The sequence below is a fragment of the Secundilactobacillus mixtipabuli genome (genome assembly GCF_002217925.1).
GTDB lineage: Bacteria > Bacillota > Bacilli > Lactobacillales > Lactobacillaceae > Secundilactobacillus > Secundilactobacillus mixtipabuli.
Map to the genome: position 1 here is coordinate 230,752 of NZ_BCMF01000004.1, position 19,631 is coordinate 250,382.

Annotated in this window: 16 protein-coding genes; 4 read left to right on the top strand and 12 right to left on the bottom strand. The window is 42.9% G+C overall.

Annotated elements, in window-relative coordinates; genetic code table 11:
• Nucleotides 1-9 precede the first annotated feature (9 nt).
• Entirely contained in the window at nucleotides 10-1,611 is a 1,602-nt protein-coding gene (locus IWT5_RS05015) for a xylulokinase (RefSeq protein WP_089108864.1), read from the bottom strand.
• Between the two features lie 189 nt (nucleotides 1,612-1,800).
• Nucleotides 1,801-2,880, bottom strand: coding sequence for a GntR family transcriptional regulator (locus IWT5_RS05020; protein WP_089108865.1), 1,080 nt, complete (start codon nucleotides 2,878-2,880; stop codon nucleotides 1,801-1,803).
• 249 nt (nucleotides 2,881-3,129) lie between these two features.
• Between IWT5_RS05020 and IWT5_RS05025 the strand changes: the two genes are divergently transcribed.
• Nucleotides 3,130-4,170, top strand: coding sequence for an aldose epimerase family protein (locus tag IWT5_RS05025; protein ID WP_439959080.1), 1,041 nt, complete (start codon nucleotides 3,130-3,132; stop codon nucleotides 4,168-4,170).
• Between the two features lie 255 nt (nucleotides 4,171-4,425).
• Here IWT5_RS05025 and IWT5_RS05030 read toward each other — a convergent pair whose 3' ends face one another.
• Entirely contained in the window at nucleotides 4,426-4,635 is a 210-nt protein-coding gene (locus tag IWT5_RS05030; protein ID WP_089108867.1) for a hypothetical protein, read from the bottom strand.
• 257 nt (nucleotides 4,636-4,892) lie between these two features.
• Nucleotides 4,893-6,266 carry a sugar porter family MFS transporter gene (locus IWT5_RS05035; protein ID WP_089108868.1) on the bottom strand — a complete coding sequence of 458 codons (1,374 nt, stop codon included), beginning with the start codon at nucleotides 6,264-6,266 and terminating at the stop codon, nucleotides 4,893-4,895.
• Nucleotides 6,267-6,485: 219 nt separating this feature from the next.
• On the opposite strand from IWT5_RS05035, the gene IWT5_RS05040 reads away from it, so the two are divergent.
• A complete protein-coding gene (locus tag IWT5_RS05040; RefSeq protein WP_089108869.1) occupies nucleotides 6,486-6,674 on the top strand; it encodes a hypothetical protein in 189 nt (62 codons plus the stop codon).
• Nucleotides 6,675-6,913: 239 nt separating this feature from the next.
• Here IWT5_RS05040 and IWT5_RS05045 read toward each other — a convergent pair whose 3' ends face one another.
• On the bottom strand, nucleotides 6,914-8,539 hold the full coding sequence (locus tag IWT5_RS05045) for a peptide ABC transporter substrate-binding protein (protein ID WP_089108870.1): 1,626 nt from the start codon (nucleotides 8,537-8,539) through the stop codon (nucleotides 6,914-6,916).
• A gap of 211 nt (nucleotides 8,540-8,750) precedes the next feature.
• Between IWT5_RS05045 and IWT5_RS05050 the strand changes: the two genes are divergently transcribed.
• Complete coding sequence (locus tag IWT5_RS05050) at nucleotides 8,751-9,236, top strand: C39 family peptidase (RefSeq protein WP_089108871.1); 486 nt, start codon at nucleotides 8,751-8,753, stop codon at nucleotides 9,234-9,236.
• 52 nt (nucleotides 9,237-9,288) lie between these two features.
• On the opposite strand, the gene IWT5_RS05055 is transcribed toward IWT5_RS05050, so the two are convergent.
• From IWT5_RS05055 to IWT5_RS05080, 6 genes are all read right to left on the bottom strand, one after another.
• Nucleotides 9,289-9,669 (bottom strand): hypothetical protein, encoded by a 381-nt coding sequence (locus IWT5_RS05055; RefSeq protein WP_143443083.1) that lies wholly within the window; start codon nucleotides 9,667-9,669, stop codon nucleotides 9,289-9,291.
• A 71-nt stretch (nucleotides 9,670-9,740) separates the two neighbouring features.
• Nucleotides 9,741-10,106: a PIN domain-containing protein gene (locus tag IWT5_RS05060; protein WP_089108873.1), complete on the bottom strand. Its 366-nt coding sequence runs from the start codon at nucleotides 10,104-10,106 to the stop codon at nucleotides 9,741-9,743.
• Nucleotides 10,107-10,350: 244 nt separating this feature from the next.
• Nucleotides 10,351-11,262 (bottom strand): ROK family protein, encoded by a 912-nt coding sequence (locus IWT5_RS05065; protein ID WP_225360231.1) that lies wholly within the window; start codon nucleotides 11,260-11,262, stop codon nucleotides 10,351-10,353.
• Nucleotides 11,237-12,700 (bottom strand): 6-phospho-beta-glucosidase, encoded by a 1,464-nt coding sequence (locus tag IWT5_RS05070; RefSeq protein ID WP_089108874.1) that lies wholly within the window; start codon nucleotides 12,698-12,700, stop codon nucleotides 11,237-11,239. The genes IWT5_RS05065 and IWT5_RS05070 overlap by 26 nt, the downstream gene beginning before the upstream one ends.
• Nucleotides 12,701-12,789: 89 nt before the next feature.
• Nucleotides 12,790-13,950 (bottom strand): ROK family transcriptional regulator, encoded by a 1,161-nt coding sequence (locus tag IWT5_RS05075; protein WP_089108875.1) that lies wholly within the window; start codon nucleotides 13,948-13,950, stop codon nucleotides 12,790-12,792.
• Between the two features lie 22 nt (nucleotides 13,951-13,972).
• On the bottom strand, nucleotides 13,973-15,376 hold the full coding sequence (locus tag IWT5_RS05080; RefSeq protein ID WP_089108876.1) for an MFS transporter: 1,404 nt from the start codon (nucleotides 15,374-15,376) through the stop codon (nucleotides 13,973-13,975).
• 268 nt (nucleotides 15,377-15,644) lie between these two features.
• Between IWT5_RS05080 and yicI the strand changes: the two genes are divergently transcribed.
• Nucleotides 15,645-17,924 (top strand): alpha-xylosidase, encoded by a 2,280-nt coding sequence (gene yicI, locus IWT5_RS05085; protein ID WP_089108877.1) that lies wholly within the window; start codon nucleotides 15,645-15,647, stop codon nucleotides 17,922-17,924.
• A gap of 174 nt (nucleotides 17,925-18,098) precedes the next feature.
• Here the strand turns inward: yicI and xylB are convergent, their stop codons facing one another.
• Nucleotides 18,099-19,607 (bottom strand): xylulokinase, encoded by a 1,509-nt coding sequence (gene xylB, locus IWT5_RS05090; protein WP_089108878.1) that lies wholly within the window; start codon nucleotides 19,605-19,607, stop codon nucleotides 18,099-18,101.
• Nucleotides 19,608-19,631 lie beyond the last annotated feature (24 nt).

The window sequence follows — 19,631 nt, forward strand, 5'->3', positions numbered from 1 at the left end:
ACTCCTTAATTAAAGTTCAATTGATTTAACGGCTTGTGATTCAACCACAAGGCCTTTCTTATAGGCTTCAATAAATTCGTTGCAGCCTTTAACGCCTTCTGGGTTTGGTTCAACGGTGGTACTCTCAGGATTTGAGAAAACCTTCTTATCCAAGAAGTCAGCCAAACTCAAGTTATCCGCATTGTCTTTAGCAAACAAAGCTAAGATTGCCATGCCCCAAGGGCCACCCTCACCAGCATTGCTCATGACGGTAATTGGCGTATCCAGTGCATCAGCTAAAACCTGCTGACCGACTTTAGGTGTTTTGAATAGACCACCTTGAGCAATAAACACGTCAGCTTTAATATGTTCTTCCTTAGAAAGAATATCGTTACCGATCTTGAGCGGCGCAAATGCTGAATAGAGATGCGTCTTCATAAAGTTTGGTAAGTTGAACCGACTGTTTGGTGTTCTAACAACCATTGGCCGGCCTTCTGGCATCTTGGTGATATTTTCACCAGACAGGTAAGCGTAACTTAACAGGCCACCGGCGTTCGCTTCAGCGCGAGTCGAACTGTTAAACAGCGCACCGTACAATTCGTCTGGTTTCAAATCAATCCCAATTTCTTTAGCAAATTGATTGAACAATTCAACCCAGGCATTAATATCTGAGGAACAGTTGTTGGTGTGGACCATCGCTACTGGATCACCGCTTGGTGTTGTCACCATATCGATATCACGGTGAACTTTATCAACCTGCTGATCCAAGACAACCATTGAAAAGGCAGAGGTGCCGGCTGAAATGTTCCCAGTCCGCTTACGAACAGCATTCGTGGAAACCATCCCAGTACCAGCGTCCCCTTCTGGCGGTGCCATCACAGCACCGGATTCAAGTTTGCCGCTTGAATCAAGTAACTGAGCACCCTCAGCCGTAAGACTGCCAGCACTCTCACCGGCCAATTTAATGGCTGGCAACACGTCTTTTAAGCTCCAAATATACTGACGGACTGATGGTTGCTGGTTAAACTTATCAATCATGTCCTGATCGTAAGTCTTTTCGGCATCATTAATTGGGAAAACACCTGATGCATCCCCAATACCTAACACTTTTTCACCGGATAACTTCCAGTGAACATAACCGGCTAATGTCGTAATAAAATCAACATCTTTGACGTGATCTTCTTGATTTAAAATGGCTTGGTATAAATGTGCGATACTCCAACGTTGTGGAATATTAAAATCAAACAATTTGGTTAAATCATCAGCAGCTTGTTCAGTGATGTTGTTCCGCCAAGTCCGAAAAGGAACTAATAAGTTGCCCTTTTTATCAAATGGCATGTAGCCATGCATCATAGCAGAAATACCAATGCTGCCGATTTTTGTGAGTTGAACGCCATACTGACTAGTAACGCTTTGGGCCATTGATTGGTAACTGGTTTGGATACCCTTCCAGATTTTCTCAATCGGATATGTCCAAATGTTATTGACCAATTCGTTTTCCCAGTTGAAGTCACCTGACGCAACCGTCTGGAAATCGTCGGTTACTAAAACTGCCTTAATTCGCGTAGAACCTAACTCGATTCCCAGCGCAGTTTCACCAGCCACAATTTTATTTTTGACTTGGTTGTTCATTACTTAAATCCTCCAGATATTTTACATTCAATCGTAAAAACTAAATCGCTTACAAAATTCATTGTAAACTATTTATTAGCATGAATCAACGGGTATTTCATTTATACGTATAATTTAACTATTTTATTAAAAAACGCCTCACACAACAATGAAGCTGTGTGAGGCGTTCCCTATCGTTTTTACTTGTAACTACTTTAAAATTTTCACCGATTTTCTAATAATCAATTCCGGATCATAAACAATCGACTTGACTGGTTGCTTGTCGATCATGCTAATCAACAGCCCTGCCGCGTCATGACCCATTTTTTCTTTCTCATGCACCATCGTCGTTAGGGCGGGTTCAATATAGCGACTTAACCGATAGTCATCAAAACCAGTGATTGAAATATCATCGGGAACCTTTAAGTCCAGCGATTTGATTAAATCGATCACCTGAATGGCTAACTGATCGTTATAGCAGACGATCGCCGTTGGCCGATCATCAGTGGTAATCACCCGTTCAATTTGGCCGAGTGTTTTTTTCAGCGGATCTGTGGTGCGGTACATAATCACGTTACTTTCCAACTTCTTGTCAGCGTTTCCTTGGTAGGCTTTAATAAACCCATTCATTCGGTTAACACCTTGCAAATCGTCAATCTGAAACACACCCAAGATCTTTTTATGCCCTTGATCAATCAGATAATCCGTCATCCTCTTCATCGCATCAACGTCGTTAGTGGTGACAGAAATACCGTTCAATTGCTGATACTCCGCGTTAATAAAAACTACGGGTAAGTTGAGTTCTTTAATCTTGCTGTAAAGATCAAGGTTAGGTGACAGCACCGTACTTTGAGTCGGCTCAATAATGAGCCCGGCCACGTTGCTTTCAAGCATTGTGATGATTGATTTGCGTTCCCGTTTAGGATCATTATGCGTATTGGCCAGCAGCATTGCATAGCCGTTATCCGAAATGATCTGGTCAGCACCGTTAACGATGCTAGGAAAAATATAATCTGCGATATGAGTCGCAATCACGCCGATCATGCGATTATTGTTAGTATTCTTCGCTTTAGCACTTTGCCAATCATTAACGTACATGCCGCCGCCTTGAATCCGATAGATGAGGTGCTGATTCTCCAAGTCGCCAACTGATCGTCTGATCGTATAACGACTGACATCGAACTGATTCATTAATTCCATTTCAGTAGGTAATTTTTGGCCGATTTTATAATCGCCGGATAAAATCTTCTTTTTTAATTCTTCTTCGACTTTCTCGTATTTTGCTTGCATCCTATTAGCTCCAATTAGTTTGTGTACGTCTTATTCGTCTAATAAATTATAACTTCTTGACATTTATACGCAAAGAATTTATGTTTTTAGACGTAATCAATATTATATTACCATATTTCACAAAGTTATCGAGGCGATAATTGGTCTTGAACGAAATAATTTGTCTGGTTACCAATTTTTTGGGGAACAGATGAATTTAACTTTTCTAAATCATGCGTGCCCGATTGCTAACCGAATTAAAAATGAGGAGTGATTATTTTGGAAACATCTCAAGAACTGTTCGATCATTACAACGGGCATGAAGTGACTGCCTTCCACTTGAACAATGATAACGGTGTCACTGTGACCGTCTTAAGCCAAGGCGGTATTATTCGTGAAATGCTGCTACCTGATAAGGGGGGCAAGAAGCACAATATTTTACTAGAATATCCCACAACTGCTGATTATTATGCCAATCCATTCTACGTCAACATGATGATTGGGACAGCCGGTGGCCGTATCAAGCAAGGCCAATTTACCATCAACGGCAAAACAACGAAGGTCACACCTAATGAGGGGCAAAACACCCTTCATGGTGGCCCAAACGGTTTTCATTCAGTCAATTGGGATGGCGAACTTTCTAGCACGGCAAAGGAAGCCACTTTAACTTTGACGCATCATTTTGCAGCCACTGAAAAGGGTGATTTCCCAGCAATGACGGTTTCAACTAAGTACACCCTTGGTAACGACGATCAATTAGTGGTGAACTTCTCAGCTGAAGCTGAAGCGCCAACCATTTTTAATCCGACCTACCACGTTTACTTTAATTTAAGTGGCGAAAAAGATATTCGCCACCAGGTGCTTACTCTGAATAGCCCCCGTCATATGGACGTCGACTCCGAGAAGATTCCAACTGGTCGCCTGTTAGACAATCACGGAACACCATTTGACTTCACCAGTCCAACCGCATTAGGCGAAGCAATTGATGGCATGCAGAACACTAACGAAAAGGGCTTTGATGATATTTTTGAAGTTGTCCCAGATGCCGATCAGCGCATTGCAACTCTGACTGATCCTCAGTCTAATCGATCAGTTACCCTTCATTCGAAACGAAACGGTTTAGTTGTCTTCACAGCTAACTCATTTACACCAGATATGAACTTAACGCTGGGTCACGGTGCACCTCATATGGGCATTGCCCTTGAAGCTCAGAACCTTTCTGATGCAACCCGATTTGAAAACTTGGGCGATACGACCCTGCTCCCTGGTGAAACCAAATCGTATGAAATTGGTTATCAATTTAAGTTTTAATGCCGATTTAACGATTGAATAATAAAAGCCTCTGCGGATGTGCCATAAGTCCATATTGACAAAGATTTAAGCTAGTCTTTTAACTTGAATATGAAGGTCAGTTTATTTTTATTCGTCGCTTTCATATTGCCTAAATCGGCTCCACAACTCAGATTCCGGCCATACAAGACAGATAGCCCTCGTCCTGATGATTTTTGTCGGGACGAGGGCTATCTGTCTTGTATTCTGGAATCTACCGAGTTGTCTCACACTCTCTTAGTTTTTGATCTGCTTACGATGTAAAATCATCGAATCCACTAATGTCACAATACCTAATAGGATCATGGCAATATCCAGCCAAAAATAGAGGTTTGACACCGTTTCGTGAATAATTGTTGAACCAGCAGCAACCATCACAACAAGTGCGATCCAAAATTCAAAGTCTTTGTAAAAATGGGCGTTTAATTTCCACTGTTTGTTTGTCATGTCATAGCTCCTTACTTCTACTGAAACGCTATTCGCTAAAAATATTTATCATCATTGTGCGTCATTTTTTATACGGACGCAAGCGTTTTCTTTTTTACGACTAATCAATAAGCTATCAAAAATACTATTGTAACAGTGGTTTAGGCAGCTAAATTTATTGGATAATTTTTTGCTTTGACCCAAAAAAGGAATCAGCCCATGACGAGTTGATCCCTTCTTTAATTTAAATTCAATCGTTAGACCATTGTCAATTAAGCTTAACGACCAGCAACCTTACTTGCATCAAGTGTACCCGAAGCCTTGTGAAGGTCAAGTTCAATCTCTTCCAATGATTTCCCACGGGTTTCAATAAACTCTTTGTGAACGACTATAATAGCGATTCCACAAATGACCGCGTAGAATAAGAAGGCGTTGTCTAGTCCCCATGCACTCAACATCATTGGGAAGGTTAGTGAAACAACCATATCGGCTAACCAGTTCATCGCAGCACAGAGTGAAGTACCTAAACCACGAATATTTAGTGGGAAGACTTCACCAATAAATACCCAGGTAACAGGTGCCCAAGTCGTTGCATAGAAGGCAATGTAAACGGTCAGCGCAATCGCACTAACGATCGCAGCGGCTTTAGAACCATTATCAAACTTCAAAATGGTGTACATAACCAGCAAAGATAGACCCATACCAGCAGCACCAAATTCTAGCATCTTCTTACGGTCAACCTTATCCATCATGAACATAGCCAGAACCGTAACTAATACGTTAATGGTACCAATACCAATATGTGCCAGTAAGGCAGCAATGACTCCCCAACCAACTTTAGTGAAAATAGTTGGTGCGTAGAAAATAACACTGTTACTACCGATAACTTGTTGGAAAAGAGCCACACCTAAACCAGTGATCAAAGCTGGACGAACACCCTTACCAAACAGTTCTTTCCAACCGCCTGTTGGCATTTTGGCATTTTCTTGAATTTCTTTCAATGCCTTATCAACGGCTTTGACATCGCCCTTGTTAGTGCCCATTAAAACGTTACGAGCATCGTCAACTCGACCAACTTTAGCCAAGAAACGAGGACTTTCTGGCAGGAACAGAGAACCGAAGAATAGGATGGCAGCTGGCAAAGCAGCAAACCCTAACATCCAACGCCAGCCAGTGTACATGTGAGCGAAACTGTAGTTCAAAATGTAAGCAAGCAAAATCCCGATCATAACCATCAATTGGAACATGGTCGCAACGGCACCGTGCATCCGCTTAGGTGCAAGTTCATGCAGGTAAGCTGGAATCAGTGCTGACGTAATCCCAACACCAATACCTAGAATAACTCGGGTAAATAACAATACCCAGAAGTCAGGCGCAAAGCCAGAAGTTATCGCACCAATGAAGAAGATAACTGAAGCCCAGATCAATAGACGGCGACGACCGTACGTATCCAAAAACTTACTTGTTGCAAGAGCACCAATAATAGCACCAATCAAAACAGAACTAACAACCCAGCCTTGTTGCCAAGGACCTAAGTTAAGTTGTTTTTGAATAAATAGAATTGCTCCTGAAACCGATGCAATATCGTAGCCAAAGAGCAGGCCACCAAGTGCACCGAAAGTATAAATGAAGCCGTTCGAAACTTTCTTCAAAACAAAACACCCCTCATATAAATGATATAATAATTACCGAACGTACTTATGTAAACGTTTTATGTAGTCGCTTACATTGACTAGTATAGGATTTTATACGGATAAGTCAATAGCCGTTGTTATTTATTAGTATAAAAGATTAATTTGTGATATGATATGAGTTGAATTAATACGTCAAATTATTTTAACCATGGGAACCGCAATTAGGGGAGAATACAAATGCAAACGTTATGGTACATATTATCTGGTTTGTCTGATTTCATTTTATTGATTTTAGTTTTCGTTTGGGGCTTCGATTTCGCTCGTAAAGATCGCAGTAAAGCTCATAAACATCACTACGGTTTATGGACGCTTTGCTCTATGATGGCGACATTTATCTTTATGATGCTGGCAGGGTCAGGAAAATAAGCTAAAATTCATCTAATCGTGAACGGATAAATTTAATCATTTTCTATTTATCAGATAAATAGTTTTCAAATGGACTCGTTTATGGCTCCATTCAAAAATATTGTAAATAATACGACAGTTGCTGATGCAACTGTCGTATTTTATTCCTATCTAACTAAAAAACTAGGCGACTTATGCCCACCTAGCTTCAAGTGGTCATAAATCGCCTAGTAAATGGAACGTGGCTGACTTAGTTTTTTCTACTTAATATACGTCGTCTTGTAGTTGTAGTTAGCACCAGCTGAGTTGTAGACCACGTTCTTCACGTTTTGGTTAAAGAGCCATGGCGCTGATGATTGATACAGTGGTGTGATTCCTTGATCCTTCAACAGGATATTTTGAGCTTTGACCAGATCGTCCCAACGTTGCTCTGGCTTGTTAGCATCCGTTGTTGAGGAAGCCTTGATCAATTGATCATAGGTGTTGTTAGACCAATCAGAAATGTTACTTGGGTTGTTCTTGGTGTAAATGTTCAAGAACGTGATTGGGTCTGAGAAGTCCGCGAACCAGTTAGCAAAGGTGACTTGGTAATTCCGTGAAGCCTGACGGGCCAAAACGGTACGGAACGGAATATTTGAAACGGAAACCTTTAAGCCTGGCAGATTCTTCTCCAATGAGTTTTGCAAGTATTCCGTAACCTTCTTACCAGCATCACTATCAGCGCCTAAGATGGTGAACTTAGGATCTGTGATCCCGACTTCTTTGAGTCCTTGTTGCCATAAAGTTTTAGCCTGAGCAGGATCATATTTCATGGATGCAGGTGCAGTAGTATCTGAAGTAAAGTCTTTACCGGTCTTAGGATTAGTAGCGAGTCCCTTAGAAACAAAACTATTATTGACAATCGAACCATCGCCAAGAACCTTCTTGGTGATTTGCTGACGATCGATAGCCATCGAAATAGCTTCACGAATCTTCAAATTCTTAAATAACTTCATATTTTGATTCAAAGCCAGGTAGTAACTGCTTGATTGTGGCCGTGAAATCAAATCTTTGTTGCTTTGGAGATTCTTAGCTTGGTTACCAGTCAATGGTGCACCAATCAACCTTTTAGAGTTGTACTGGTTCAGCGCCGTTTGGTTATCTTTGACAACTTGGTACTTGATAGCGCTCATCTTAACGGCTTTCTTATCCCAGTAACTATTATTCTTTGAAAGCGTCCAAGTAGTACCGGTCCCGTTCCAATGGGTTAGCTTATAAGGGCCGTTGTAAACCATGCGGTCACTTCTAGTCCCATAACCATTGCCGTATTTCTCAACGACTTTTTGGTTTTGCGGGTAAAAGACTGGGAACCCCAGTAACAGCTTGAAGTATGGAATCTGGTGATCCAGATCAACGGTTAATTGATACTTGCCAGTTGCCTTGATCCCCAAGGTGCTTGGTGCCATCTTCCCTTTGGAAATCGCATCCGCGTTCTTGATCCCGCTAAACAGGTACGAATACTGTGACGCAGTCTTGGGATTCACCGTCCGTTGCCACGAATAAACGAAGTCTTTGGCGGTCACCGTGTCACCGTTGCTCCACTTCGTATTGTGGCGAATATCGATGACGTAATGACGGCCATTATTAGTCTGGGTCAGCTTGGTGGCCAAAGCGGTTTCAGGCTTACTGTGATTTCCCAGCCGGTAAAGCCCCTCGTTGGTATTATTTAACATGTCAAACGTTCCTAAAGCAGTAGACTTCGAAAGGTCGACCGTTGAGAGTTCACTGTCAGTCGGCATCGTAAACGTCTGCTTATCACTTGAACTGTTACCAGATCCACAAGCACTGAGTACTAGCGCTAAGCCTGCTAGGCTAGCGGTAACTGCCCATTTTGGATTGAACTTCATATTTTTTCCTCCTAGACAACTCATCTAAATATCAACATCGTTACTGATATTTTATCACAATTATGAGTAAATACACATATTAATTTAATATTTATTTAATCTCATGAGAGGTTATTCATTCTCTGAACCTTTAAAAAGCCCTTTACAAGGCATTTGCTTTATCTAGTGGAACGAATTTGGTATGCTTTTAAAAAAGAAAGGTTGCAGTTAAATGATAAAATTAAATGTGCCACTGATTACCCAACGTCCGGAGTTACCCACCGGCTGTGAGATCACCGCGGTGACCATGCTCCTGCAATACACAGGCGCGCGAGTGGATAAAGTCCAGCTCGCAAAAGAAATGCCTTATGACAGTACTGACTGTAACAAGGGGTTTGTGGGCGACCCCTTTACGGAAAACGGCAATAGCATTTACCCGCCCGCTTTGACGGCTTTAATCAGCAAATATGCTGGCCACGCTACTGATTTAACGGGCGCTGATTTACCAGCTTTAAAGGCCCAAATCGACCAAGATCATCCTGTAGTTGTCTGGGTCGGTGAATTTGATGGCTTTCACACGCATGCGCTGACCATGATTGGGTACGATGATGCCGGGGTAATCGTCAATGACTGCTGGACCAATCAAACTGAAAAAATCGCTAATTCAAAATTTGTGGCAATTCGTGCCCATTTAAATAACCGTGCCATTACAATCTAAAAAACCAGTGACGACCTGCCAATTTGGCAGACATCACTGGTTCTTTTAGTTTTTAAAGCTTCAAGGCCGTTTGATCGTTTTCATCGGGAACATAAGCCCGACCCGTATTTTTAACAACCACAAATCCCGCTAACTGCCGATTAAGCTGTTGTTTAAACGAATTCAGCAGATCATCATAGGCTATCTCAGTTTCACCTTGACGATATAATCGCTCAACAAAGTTATCATACTCGTCTTCGATCACCTCACTGATACTACGAACACTCAGATAACTTGGTGGGTTATTACCCTGCTTATGGTAATCTTTTGCACAAGCAATCTCTTTATCTAAAGTAGCTTGTGGTATGGCTAATGACGCAATAATATGCTTTACTGATGGCAAACCAAATTGTTCGATGATCTCCTCGGGTTCCATACTCAGTCGAGACATCACTCAATCACTTCCAGATTTAATTTTTAATGTATGGCAACTCAAAACATTAACGAGTGTCGAGGACGGAGAAATTAAGCGATGCGTATAGCAAGACGTGCATTTTGAACCCCGAAAACGGTTCGCTGACAGAAACGATTCATCACTGTTTTTAGAAAAACAGCCACAATTTCCGCTAACTGATAACCGTTATCGCCGCTGCTCATTGACTGACGGTATCGAATCGTCAAGATTGCTCGGTGATGCTGATGATCAGCCCGCACCGCTGCCAACTTAGCCGTACCCTGTTGGTTACCAGCTGCGTACGGTACATCAGTATGCCATTCATCCGTCCATGGACTTTGCGAAAGCAGGAGTTCGTGAATAGCCATCTCCAGCTGCTGGCCGGTTGTGAGATGCCGCTGATTATGACGATCGAACCAGTCAATATAAACTGGCAACTGAAAGACAAGCGTTGTATCGATAATACTCCCCTACTTTCCACAAACTTATTAATGCACAAAGTATACTACTAGAAGTAAAAATAGCTATCAATATTTGGGCATCTTAACTTTTAATTTAAACTTTCAAAATGAGCACCTTAAATCACTCTGTTAGGACAAAACAAGCGCCGCCCCGTTACTCAAATCGGGACAGCACTTGTTTGCATTAAACTCTGACAGCTACCAAACTATTTTTAAAGCCCTAATGAACGGTTGAAGTCTCAGGGTATTCATTTTGAAACTGGGCAACAGCACCAATCAAATTTGATTGATTGCAAAAACGGCAGCGATCAATATCGGTTGTCACGGTTGCCCCTTTTTTAACTAACAGGGTGTGAACACGGTTTCGAAACATCTTTAAGAAATCATCTCGAACTGAAATTCCGCCACCAATCAACAACCGGTCAGGGTCAAAACTGGTGATCACATTATACGCTGCTAAGCTTAACCAGCGAAGCATGTTATTAAGACAATCATTTGCTAAAAGGTCACCCGTTTTAGCCCGCTCAAAAATTTCCGGTGCTTCAACGATTTGGGTTGAATGACTGGCTTGGGTGTACCGCTGTGCCATTTTCACTGGACTGGCTAGATCACTCAATGTTCTATCATTACCATCCATAATGCTATAGCCGAATTCCCCCATAAAATGATCACGACCAGTTAACAGCTTACCATCCTGAATCAGGCTGCCGCCGATACCCGTACCAATAACCAGCAAAGCCACTGACGATACATCCTTAGCGTTACCGATCCAAGCCTCTGCTAACCCAGCACAATTCGCATCATTTTGAATCGTCACAGGTCGTTTGAATCCTTCACTTAGTTCATCGCGAATGGGAAAATCCGTGAGGTAGGGGACCGCGGTAACGCCAGAAATTTGGCCGGTGCTCACATTCACGCTGCCAGGTAAGCTGACAGCAACCCCGTGAATCGGCTTAGCAATTTGCTCAGGCAGACTTAGAAGTTGCGCTTTCATTTCAGGCCAGGTTGAAGGTGTAGCAAATTTTCCAAGATCTTGCATCTCCTGCTTTATCCAGTAGCCATATTTGACCGACGTGCCACCAATATCAACTGCTAATAAACCACTATCATTTTGAATCGTCAGCATATTCATCACCTAATTTCTCACCACGGGTTGAAATCACCTTTTGATACCAGTAAAACGAATCCTTGCGGTAACGTTTCAGAGAACCATTACCCTGATCATCTCGGTCAACGTAGATAAACCCGTAGCGCTTGGATAATTGACCGGTACTTGCGGAAACGATATCAATCGCGCTCCAAGGTGTGTACCCCATTACGTCAATACCATCATCGTTGATTGCCAGTTCCATTTGCTTAATGTGATCACGCAAATACTTAATCCGGTAATCATCGTGGACTTGATGGCTGACTGTTAACTTATCGATTGCTCCGATGCCGTTCTCCACCACAAATAACGGCAAATGATAACGATCGTTCATCCAGTTCAAAGCGTAACGGAGGCCCTTCGGATCAACTTGCCAGCCCCAGTCAGATTTCGGCACGTACTTATTCTCCACAAGATCAGTCGCTTCGTTATACGAATAGAACTCATCTTCACCCGGACGAGCGGCCGTCGCAAATGACATGTAATAGCTGAACCCGAGATAGTCTACTTGGCCTTGTTTCAGCACTGCCAAATCGGCATCTGTGATATCCAAATTAAACTGTTTTGCGGCTTGATACTTGCGCAACCAGGCTGGGTAACTGCCCTCGACCTGAACGTCAGAGAACCAAAACCGACTTTGCATTGCACGTTGTGCTTTTAACAGATCATCTGGTTTGTCGGTAGCTGGATAAACTGGCGAAAAAGCAACCATAGCGCCAATTAATAAGTTTGAATTTAATTCATGCGCAAATTTAACCACCTTAGCGCTAGCAACCACTTCGTAATGAGCTGCTTGATACATCACTGCTTCAGCATTTTCACCCTCATGAATCTGGACACCAGAGTTAGTGAACAGGGTAAAAGCGCGGTCATAGTTAGTCTGATTATTAATTTCGTTGAACGTCAGCCAATATTTAACTTTGTGCTGATAACGGGTAATCACAGCTTGAGCAAAGTGAACGAAACAATCTAAAACCTTTCGACTGCGGAAACCGCCATACTCAGTCACGAGATGATAGGGCATTTCAAAGTGTGACAGTGTCACAACTGGTTCAATATGATACTTATGGCACTCATCAAATAAGCGATCGTAGAACTTCAAACCAGCTTCGTTGGGTTCCTCTTCATCACCGTTGGGGAAAATTCGCGACCAGGCGATTGACGTCCGGAAACACTTAAACCCCATTTCAGCAAACAACTTAATGTCTTCTGGAAATTGATGATAAAAATCAATGCCTTCATGATTAGGATAAAATTCACCGGTTTTCACGCCGTTAGTGATTCGCCGTTCATCAAAATTGCCAGCCGCCGTCATGACGTCAGCAACGCTTAAGCCCTTTCCATCAGTATTATAAGCACCCTCAGCTTGGTGAGCAGCAATCGCGCCACCCCATAAAAAATTTTCTGGTACTTGCATGTTCATTCCTCCTATTAGTAGACAAAAGGAGCCTAAATACCTATCTCATGTGGGTATTTAAGCTCCTCTAAAAAATGATTAGATTATCCGATTGATTAATGATGAAGGATCAGTCTAGTACCGTTCATATGAAGCACGCTATGGATTGCCATTGAAGCCCCGCCTAGTAGCGTCGCATAATGCACATCCTTTGACATAACCAATGGTGGCACCAAAGGCAAAAAGGTGAGTTTCATTTGAACGTTCTTCAAAATTTCTGGCAGACTGTCGATTAACGGTGAATTATAGAAGATCATTTGCGGATCATAGGCAGAAATCAAATGACTAGTGACGATAGCGAGGTAATAGCAAAATGAATCAATGAGTTTTGCTATCTGGTCATCATGGTTTTTATAATCCTCAATCAGCATTGCCAGATTATAATCCTTATTCTGCTTAATGACACAGGCTTTAGCAACAATCGCATTCAGAGACCATTCGGACTCGAAGGTTGGTAATTTAGTTAACCGTACCTGGCTTTTTCCAGAATCTGGAATCAGCATCCGGCCAATCTCACCAGCCTGGCCGTAATTACCAGCATAGAGGTGAGCGTCGATAATTACACCAGCACCAATACCTTCATGAATACTAATTGAAATTAAGTTTTGTAATTCCTGTTTGCTATAATCTTCTTCAAAAATTGCTGACAGGTTAGCCTCATTTTCAATAATCACGGGCACACCATACTTGTCCCGGAAATACCCAACGAGGTCAACGTCATCGTAATCGATAAAATCCGAATGAAGGATTTCGTTCTCATAGACCACACCAAAGACTGCAATTGAAATAGCTTGGAGGCCATTTACTAGGTGAAAGTCCGGTAACTGTGCTATAAGATCATCCATCTTTTTCAAAATAATCGAGATGGGCTGATGATTAATCTGTTCAACATTATATTCGAGTACGCGGCCATCGAACTTAGTCGCCAGCATTTCGATTTGCGACCCGGAAATACTGAAGTTCACGGTATAACCAAACTCAGCGTTGTACTCAACCAGTTCGGGCTTTCGTCCACTGCTGCCAGTGTTGGCGTGTCCTTCGCCCAGGCTTTTCACAAATTGCCGTTCTAATAATTGACCAACAATATCAGAAACAGTCACCTTATTGAGGCCCACTTTTTGGGAAATTTCATTCCGTGATAGCGGCCCGTTGTTAATGATCTCTGCCAGTACTGAACGCTCATTATAGCCGCGCATAATGTCTTTATTAATAATCATCCAAATCGCTCATTTCTCATCATTATTCTGCTTCAGCATTTTCCTTAGCATGCTTAGCTGCTAAATCACGCTGCATTTTCTTTTCAATGCCATCTACATGATAAAACAATAATGCGATAGCGGATAGTCCAAATCCGAGAAGCGGTACCCAAATATAGTTCATTTCAATACCGTGTAAAGCAGTTGCGGTTTGTGCATGGTTGGCAACGTAGCCCGTTGAAGAAAGGATTGCACCAGTGATCGCACCGCCAATCCCCATACCCAGCTTAGCTGAGAAACTTGAGAATGAAGTGACGATTCCTTCAGCACGCACACCGTTCTTCCATTCACCGTAATCAACGGCGTCAGCCAACATAACAGCAATCAAGCCTGAAACGTAACCAGTACCAAGGTAGCCGATGATAGTTGCGAAGACGATCATACCAACGCTCAGGTGTGAAGCACCTAAGTCCAGCAAAAGTTGGCCAACGCAGGCTAAGATCATCCCACCTAACATAGTGTTTCGCTTACCGATCAATTTAGAAGTCAACGGTGTTAAAACAACGGCAACTAAGGCAACTAACTGTAAACTCAGTACCAATGAAGCCAAACCAGCATCATGCATGTTGTACTTAAAGAAGTACACCGTAACTTGTGAACGGGTTTGCATCCCTAACCAATAAATAAAGTTGATAAAGATGATGATTGCCCAAGGCCAGTTTTGCTTAAGGGCCTTTAAAGATTCTTTGATTGGAATAGACTGACGTGAACTCTTAGTTTGTACCCGTTCGTGGGTATTCTTGAAGACGACAGCAAAGATTAACACAACAATAATCCCAACGATTAAAGCCCAAATGAACCAGCCACGTTTACTGGTGGTTGAACCGCCAATAAAAGCAACCATCCCTAACGTAATACCAGTGATGATCGTTGCCCCGGCAGTCCCCATAAATTGACGAATGGTAGACAAAGTCACACGCTCTTGAGGGTTACTTGTTAATGATGGCAAGATTGACGTGATGGGAATGTTGACGGCTGAATACAGGACATCAACACCAATATAGGTAATGTAAGCCCAAATAATTTTACCCGTAACACTCAAGTTCGGCGTCGTGAAGACCAGGACACAGAAAACGGCAAATGGTATCGAGAACCATAGCCAATATGGCCGGCTCTTTCCCCACTTAGTATGGGTATGATCAATCATGATCCCCCAGAATGGCCCATCAAACGCATCGACGATCCGGGCAACTAGAAACAAAGTCCCTACGGCTGCAGCGCTGATACCAAATGTATCAGTATAGAAAATCATTAAGTAAGTGCCGACCATTTGAAAGGATAAGTTGCACGCAAAATCACTTAGACTATAGGAAAAACGCTCTTTCCACGGTACCTGATTCTTTTGTTCGGTCGCCGCTTCTACGGGCTGTGAGACGTTTTGACTCATAATGAACACCTCGTATTTAAACAGAATATGATTATCAATAAATTCAATTTTCAAATCAAATCATACTGTAACCGTTTACACACGTCAATAGATGCTTTGCTCTAAAAGTCGTTATCATTTGAAAGGCTTCCTATAATGCCGCTATGGATAGCCTAAAATAAATATTTTGACTTGATGAAAGCGTTGACAAAGTCATTGAATCCGGTTACACTAAACACGATTATTAATAAGTTCAATTTCTAAACTAACTAATAGAGGTGCAATTTCCATGAAGTTTACGAACGGTTATTGGCTAGACCGACCTCAATATGAGATCCAGTCGCCAAAAGAAGTTTTCGACGTTAAGCAAGATGGTGATCAATTAACGCTTTACGCCCCATTTAAATACATTAACGAACGCGGTGATGAATTAAACCTCGGGATGTCTACCATTGAACTCACTTCCCCTATGGAAGGTGTGATTGGTGTTAAACTGATTCACTTTGACCAGCCTGAAAAAGGGCCTTCATTTGAATTGGAAAATGAACATCCAAACGTAAAAATCACTACTGGCGATAAGGAAATTACTTATCAGTCTGGTGATTTAGCTGTTAAAGCACCCTTTAAGGGTCACTTCGAACTTGATTTCCAACGTAACGGTAAGACGATTACTAAATCGATGGAAAAAGCTGAAGGCGTGATCTTAGATAAGTCAACTGGCAAACACTACATGAGAGAACAGCTTTCAATGGGTGTTGATGAGTTGATCTACGGTTTAGGCGAACGTTTTGGCGCCATCGTTAAGAACGGGCAATCGGTCGATATTGTCAACAAAGATGGTGGTACCGGTTCTGAACAAGCCTATAAGAACGTTCCTTTCTACTTAAGCAGCGAAGGCTATGGTGTGTTTGTCGATCAGCCGGAGACCGTTTCCTTTGAAGTCGCTTCAGAAAACGTTGATCGGACCCAGTTCAGTATTGAAGGTCAATCTCTTCAGTACTACGTGATCGACGGTCCCACTCCTAAAGGTGTTCTTGATAAGTACACCCGTTTAACGGGGAAGGTTTCATTACCACCTGCTTGGACGTTTGGTCTTTGGTTGTCAACTTCATTCACCACTGATTACAGTGAAGAAACCGTTCTAAAATTCATCGACGGCATGCACGAACGAAAGATTCCGCTCGATGTCTTCCATTTTGACTGTTTCTGGCAAAAGGGCTTCGAATGGTCGACCTTGCTTTGGGATCGTGATCAATTCCCTGATCCAGAAGGTTTGATCAAGAAAATTCATGATCGCGGGATTAAAGTCTGTGTCTGGTTGAATCCATACATTGCCCAAAAATCACCAATTTTCAAAGAAGCTCGAGACAACGGCTATTTGATCAAACGTGAAAATGGCACTGTTTGGCAATGGGATCTTTGGCAAGCTGGTAACGGGTTCGTTGATTTCACTAATCCCGATGCCGTCAAGTGGTTCCAAGGTAAGCTAAAAGCACTCCTCGATATGGGTGTCGATTGCTTCAAGACCGACTTTGGTGAACGAATCCCCGTTGAGGATGCTGTCTTCTTCGATGGTTCTGACCCTAAGCGTGAACACAACTACTATACGTATCAATATAACCAAACTGTTTTCGACATTATCAAGCAAGAAAAGGGTGCTGACCAAGCAGTCGTCTTTGCCCGCTCAGCAACTGTCGGTTCTCAGAAGTTCCCTGTCCACTGGGGCGGTGACTGCCTCAGCCGTTACAAGTCAATGTCTGATTCACTGCACGGCGGCCTGTCATTCCTACTTTCCGGCTTTGGTTTCTGGGCTCATGATATCAGTGGGTTTGAAGAACAAGCAACGCCAGACCTTTACAAACGCTGGACACAATTTGGCCTCTTAAGTTCTCATTCACGTTACCATGGTTCAGGCCAGTACAAGGTGCCGTGGGTCTTTGATGAAGAAGCTGTGGATAATACCCGCAAATTCGTTAACTTAAAGCTCTCACTCATGCCTTACATTTTTGACGAAGCTGTTAATACTCATGAAACTGGTACCCCATTAATGCGACCACTCTTCCTCGAATATGCAAACGATCGCAATACCTATCATCTTGAACAGCAGTACATGTTAGGTAGTAAATTGATGGTTGCGCCGATCTTCAATGCTGAAGGTGACGTTACCTATTACTTGCCGGAAGGCAACTGGACCAACATTTTAACCGAAAAGAGCTACCACGTTAAAAACGGTCAGTGGTTCACAGAAAACTATGACATGCTGAACTTACCTGTTCTGGCAAGAGATAACAGTATTATCTTGCGTCACCCAGGTGCTGAACACGCACAGTACGACTACACAGAGGCTCCTGACATCAACATCTATGAACTAGCAGATGGCAACACCGCTACTACTCGCGTTGTTGATCAAAAGGGCAAGCCAGTAGGTAGTGTTAAAGCTCAGCGTCAAGGAAACACATTAACTGTCACTTCAGATGGCTTAAAGGGTTCTTCAACCGTCAACTTCCATGCTAACGGTGAAGTGAAGACGTTTAAGTTGAATGGCGGTTCAGGTAACTTCACACTTTAAACTTATACGGATTAATTAGTCAATAAAAATGATACAACTCACACACACAACAGCACCCTCGCCGTAGCCTAGCGAGGGTGCTGTTTTATGCCGTGTCACACTAAGACAGCCAATATTAAAGCACCAGCATAGTCGCTCACAGACGACCATGCTGGTGCTTTAAAGTTCTAAGCCTTAGTTATTCTCCCGCCGGTAAGCCAGCAACTGCTGACTGATGCCCTTCGTTTGCTCGTAAACCTGCGCGTAAATCTTGTGCAGCTGATCATACTTCTTAGCGTTATCAGGGTTTGGCAGGTACGTTTTGCCGAAATGCACGAACTTTTCAGCACATTCTTGGAAGTTCTTGAACCAGCCCAAACCAACGGCGGCAATCATTGCAGCACCCATACCAGGGCCCTGCTCGTTGGTTAAGCTAACAACCTTCTTATTGAAGATATCAGCTTGAATTTGCAACCACAGTGGACTCTTAGCACCGCCACCAATAGCAACAACCGTATCAAATTGCTTATCGTTCTCGTCGTAAATATCCATGATGTCTTTAAACGAGAAGATGATGCCTTCCAGAACAGCTCGAACAAAGTCTGACTTCTTGTGGGTCCCGTCAACACCAGTGAAACTCCCCCGGATATCAGCATCCGCGTGCGGTGCCCGTTCACCCACGATATAAGGCGTGTATAGCAACCCGTTTGCGCCAACGCCGGAGTCAGCAGCACTGGCCACCATGTCGTCAAAGGATTCATCGCTGGCAAAGGTCCGCTTGAACCAATTCAGTGAATATCCCGCAGCGAGGGTCACACCCATTGAGTAATATGAATCCGGAATGGCATGATCTTCAAATTGAAGCACGCCGTGATAGTCAACGGTTGGATCTTCTTCATACTTCAGCACAACACCGGAAGTCCCGATACTTGAAAGCACCATGTTAGGTGACAGAATGCCTGCACCAACAGCACCGGCAGCGTTATCAGCGGCACCGCCAAAGACTTTCGTGTGGGTATCCAGTCCTGAGAAGACCGCGTAGCTGCTGGTGACGTTGCCGGCTGAATCAATGGACTTCATTAATGGTGGACACATGGACATTGGAATATCAAAGGCGTCACAGATTGTTTGGCTCCACTTGCCGTCCTTAACGTCCAATAAAACAGTCCCTGTGGCATCTGAGTAATCCATGCCAAGCTTACCGGTCATCCGATATCGAACGTAATCCTTTGGCAGCAAGAAGGTCTTGGCTTGTGACCAAATATCTGGTTCATTTTCTTTAACCCAAAGCATCTTAGGTAACGTAAAACCTTCCAGCGGCTTATTCTTCGTGATATCGACAAATTCTGAACCCAGTTTGTCCTCAATCTCGCGACACTGTTTAGATGTCCGCGTATCATTCCAAAGAATAGCTGGTCGCAGAACTTGGTTATTGGCATCGAGTAAAACCAATCCGTGCATTTGACCAGAAAAACTGATACCTGAAATCTCCTCGGGTTTGATGTGATCGTCTAAAATTAACCTGACGATTGCTACCGTCGTTCCTGAAACCCAATCTTCTGGATTTTGTTCGCTGTAACCTGGGTGCGATTGGATCAATGGGTAGTCGAAACTTTGCTGGGCAACAATTTCGCCATCACGGTTCATCGCTGAAACCTTAACGGCACTGGTGCCCAAGTCGACCCCTAATACATATTCGTTCATAATCTCGCTCCTTTATAACAATTG

Bases quoted from the DNA above. Each gene is read 5' to 3' on its own strand.
- IWT5_RS05015 (WP_089108864.1), bottom strand. From the start codon at position 1,611: ATGAACAACCAAGTCAAAAATAAAATTGTGGCTGGTGAAACTGCGCTG.
- IWT5_RS05020 (WP_089108865.1), bottom strand. From the start codon at position 2,880: ATGCAAGCAAAATACGAGAAAGTCGAAGAAGAATTAAAAAAGAAGATT.
- IWT5_RS05030 (WP_089108867.1), bottom strand. From the start codon at position 4,635: ATGACAAACAAACAGTGGAAATTAAACGCCCATTTTTACAAAGACTTT.
- IWT5_RS05040 (WP_089108869.1), top strand. From the start codon at position 6,486: ATGCAAACGTTATGGTACATATTATCTGGTTTGTCTGATTTCATTTTA.
- IWT5_RS05045 (WP_089108870.1), bottom strand. From the start codon at position 8,539: ATGAAGTTCAATCCAAAATGGGCAGTTACCGCTAGCCTAGCAGGCTTA.
- IWT5_RS05050 (WP_089108871.1), top strand. From the start codon at position 8,751: ATGATAAAATTAAATGTGCCACTGATTACCCAACGTCCGGAGTTACCC.
- IWT5_RS05065 (WP_225360231.1), bottom strand. From the start codon at position 11,262: ATGAATATGCTGACGATTCAAAATGATAGTGGTTTATTAGCAGTTGAT.
- IWT5_RS05070 (WP_089108874.1), bottom strand. From the start codon at position 12,700: ATGAACATGCAAGTACCAGAAAATTTTTTATGGGGTGGCGCGATTGCT.
- IWT5_RS05075 (WP_089108875.1), bottom strand. From the start codon at position 13,950: ATGATTATTAATAAAGACATTATGCGCGGCTATAATGAGCGTTCAGTA.
- IWT5_RS05080 (WP_089108876.1), bottom strand. From the start codon at position 15,376: ATGAGTCAAAACGTCTCACAGCCCGTAGAAGCGGCGACCGAACAAAAG.
- yicI (WP_089108877.1), top strand. From the start codon at position 15,645: ATGAAGTTTACGAACGGTTATTGGCTAGACCGACCTCAATATGAGATC.
- xylB (WP_089108878.1), bottom strand. From the start codon at position 19,607: ATGAACGAATATGTATTAGGGGTCGACTTGGGCACCAGTGCCGTTAAG.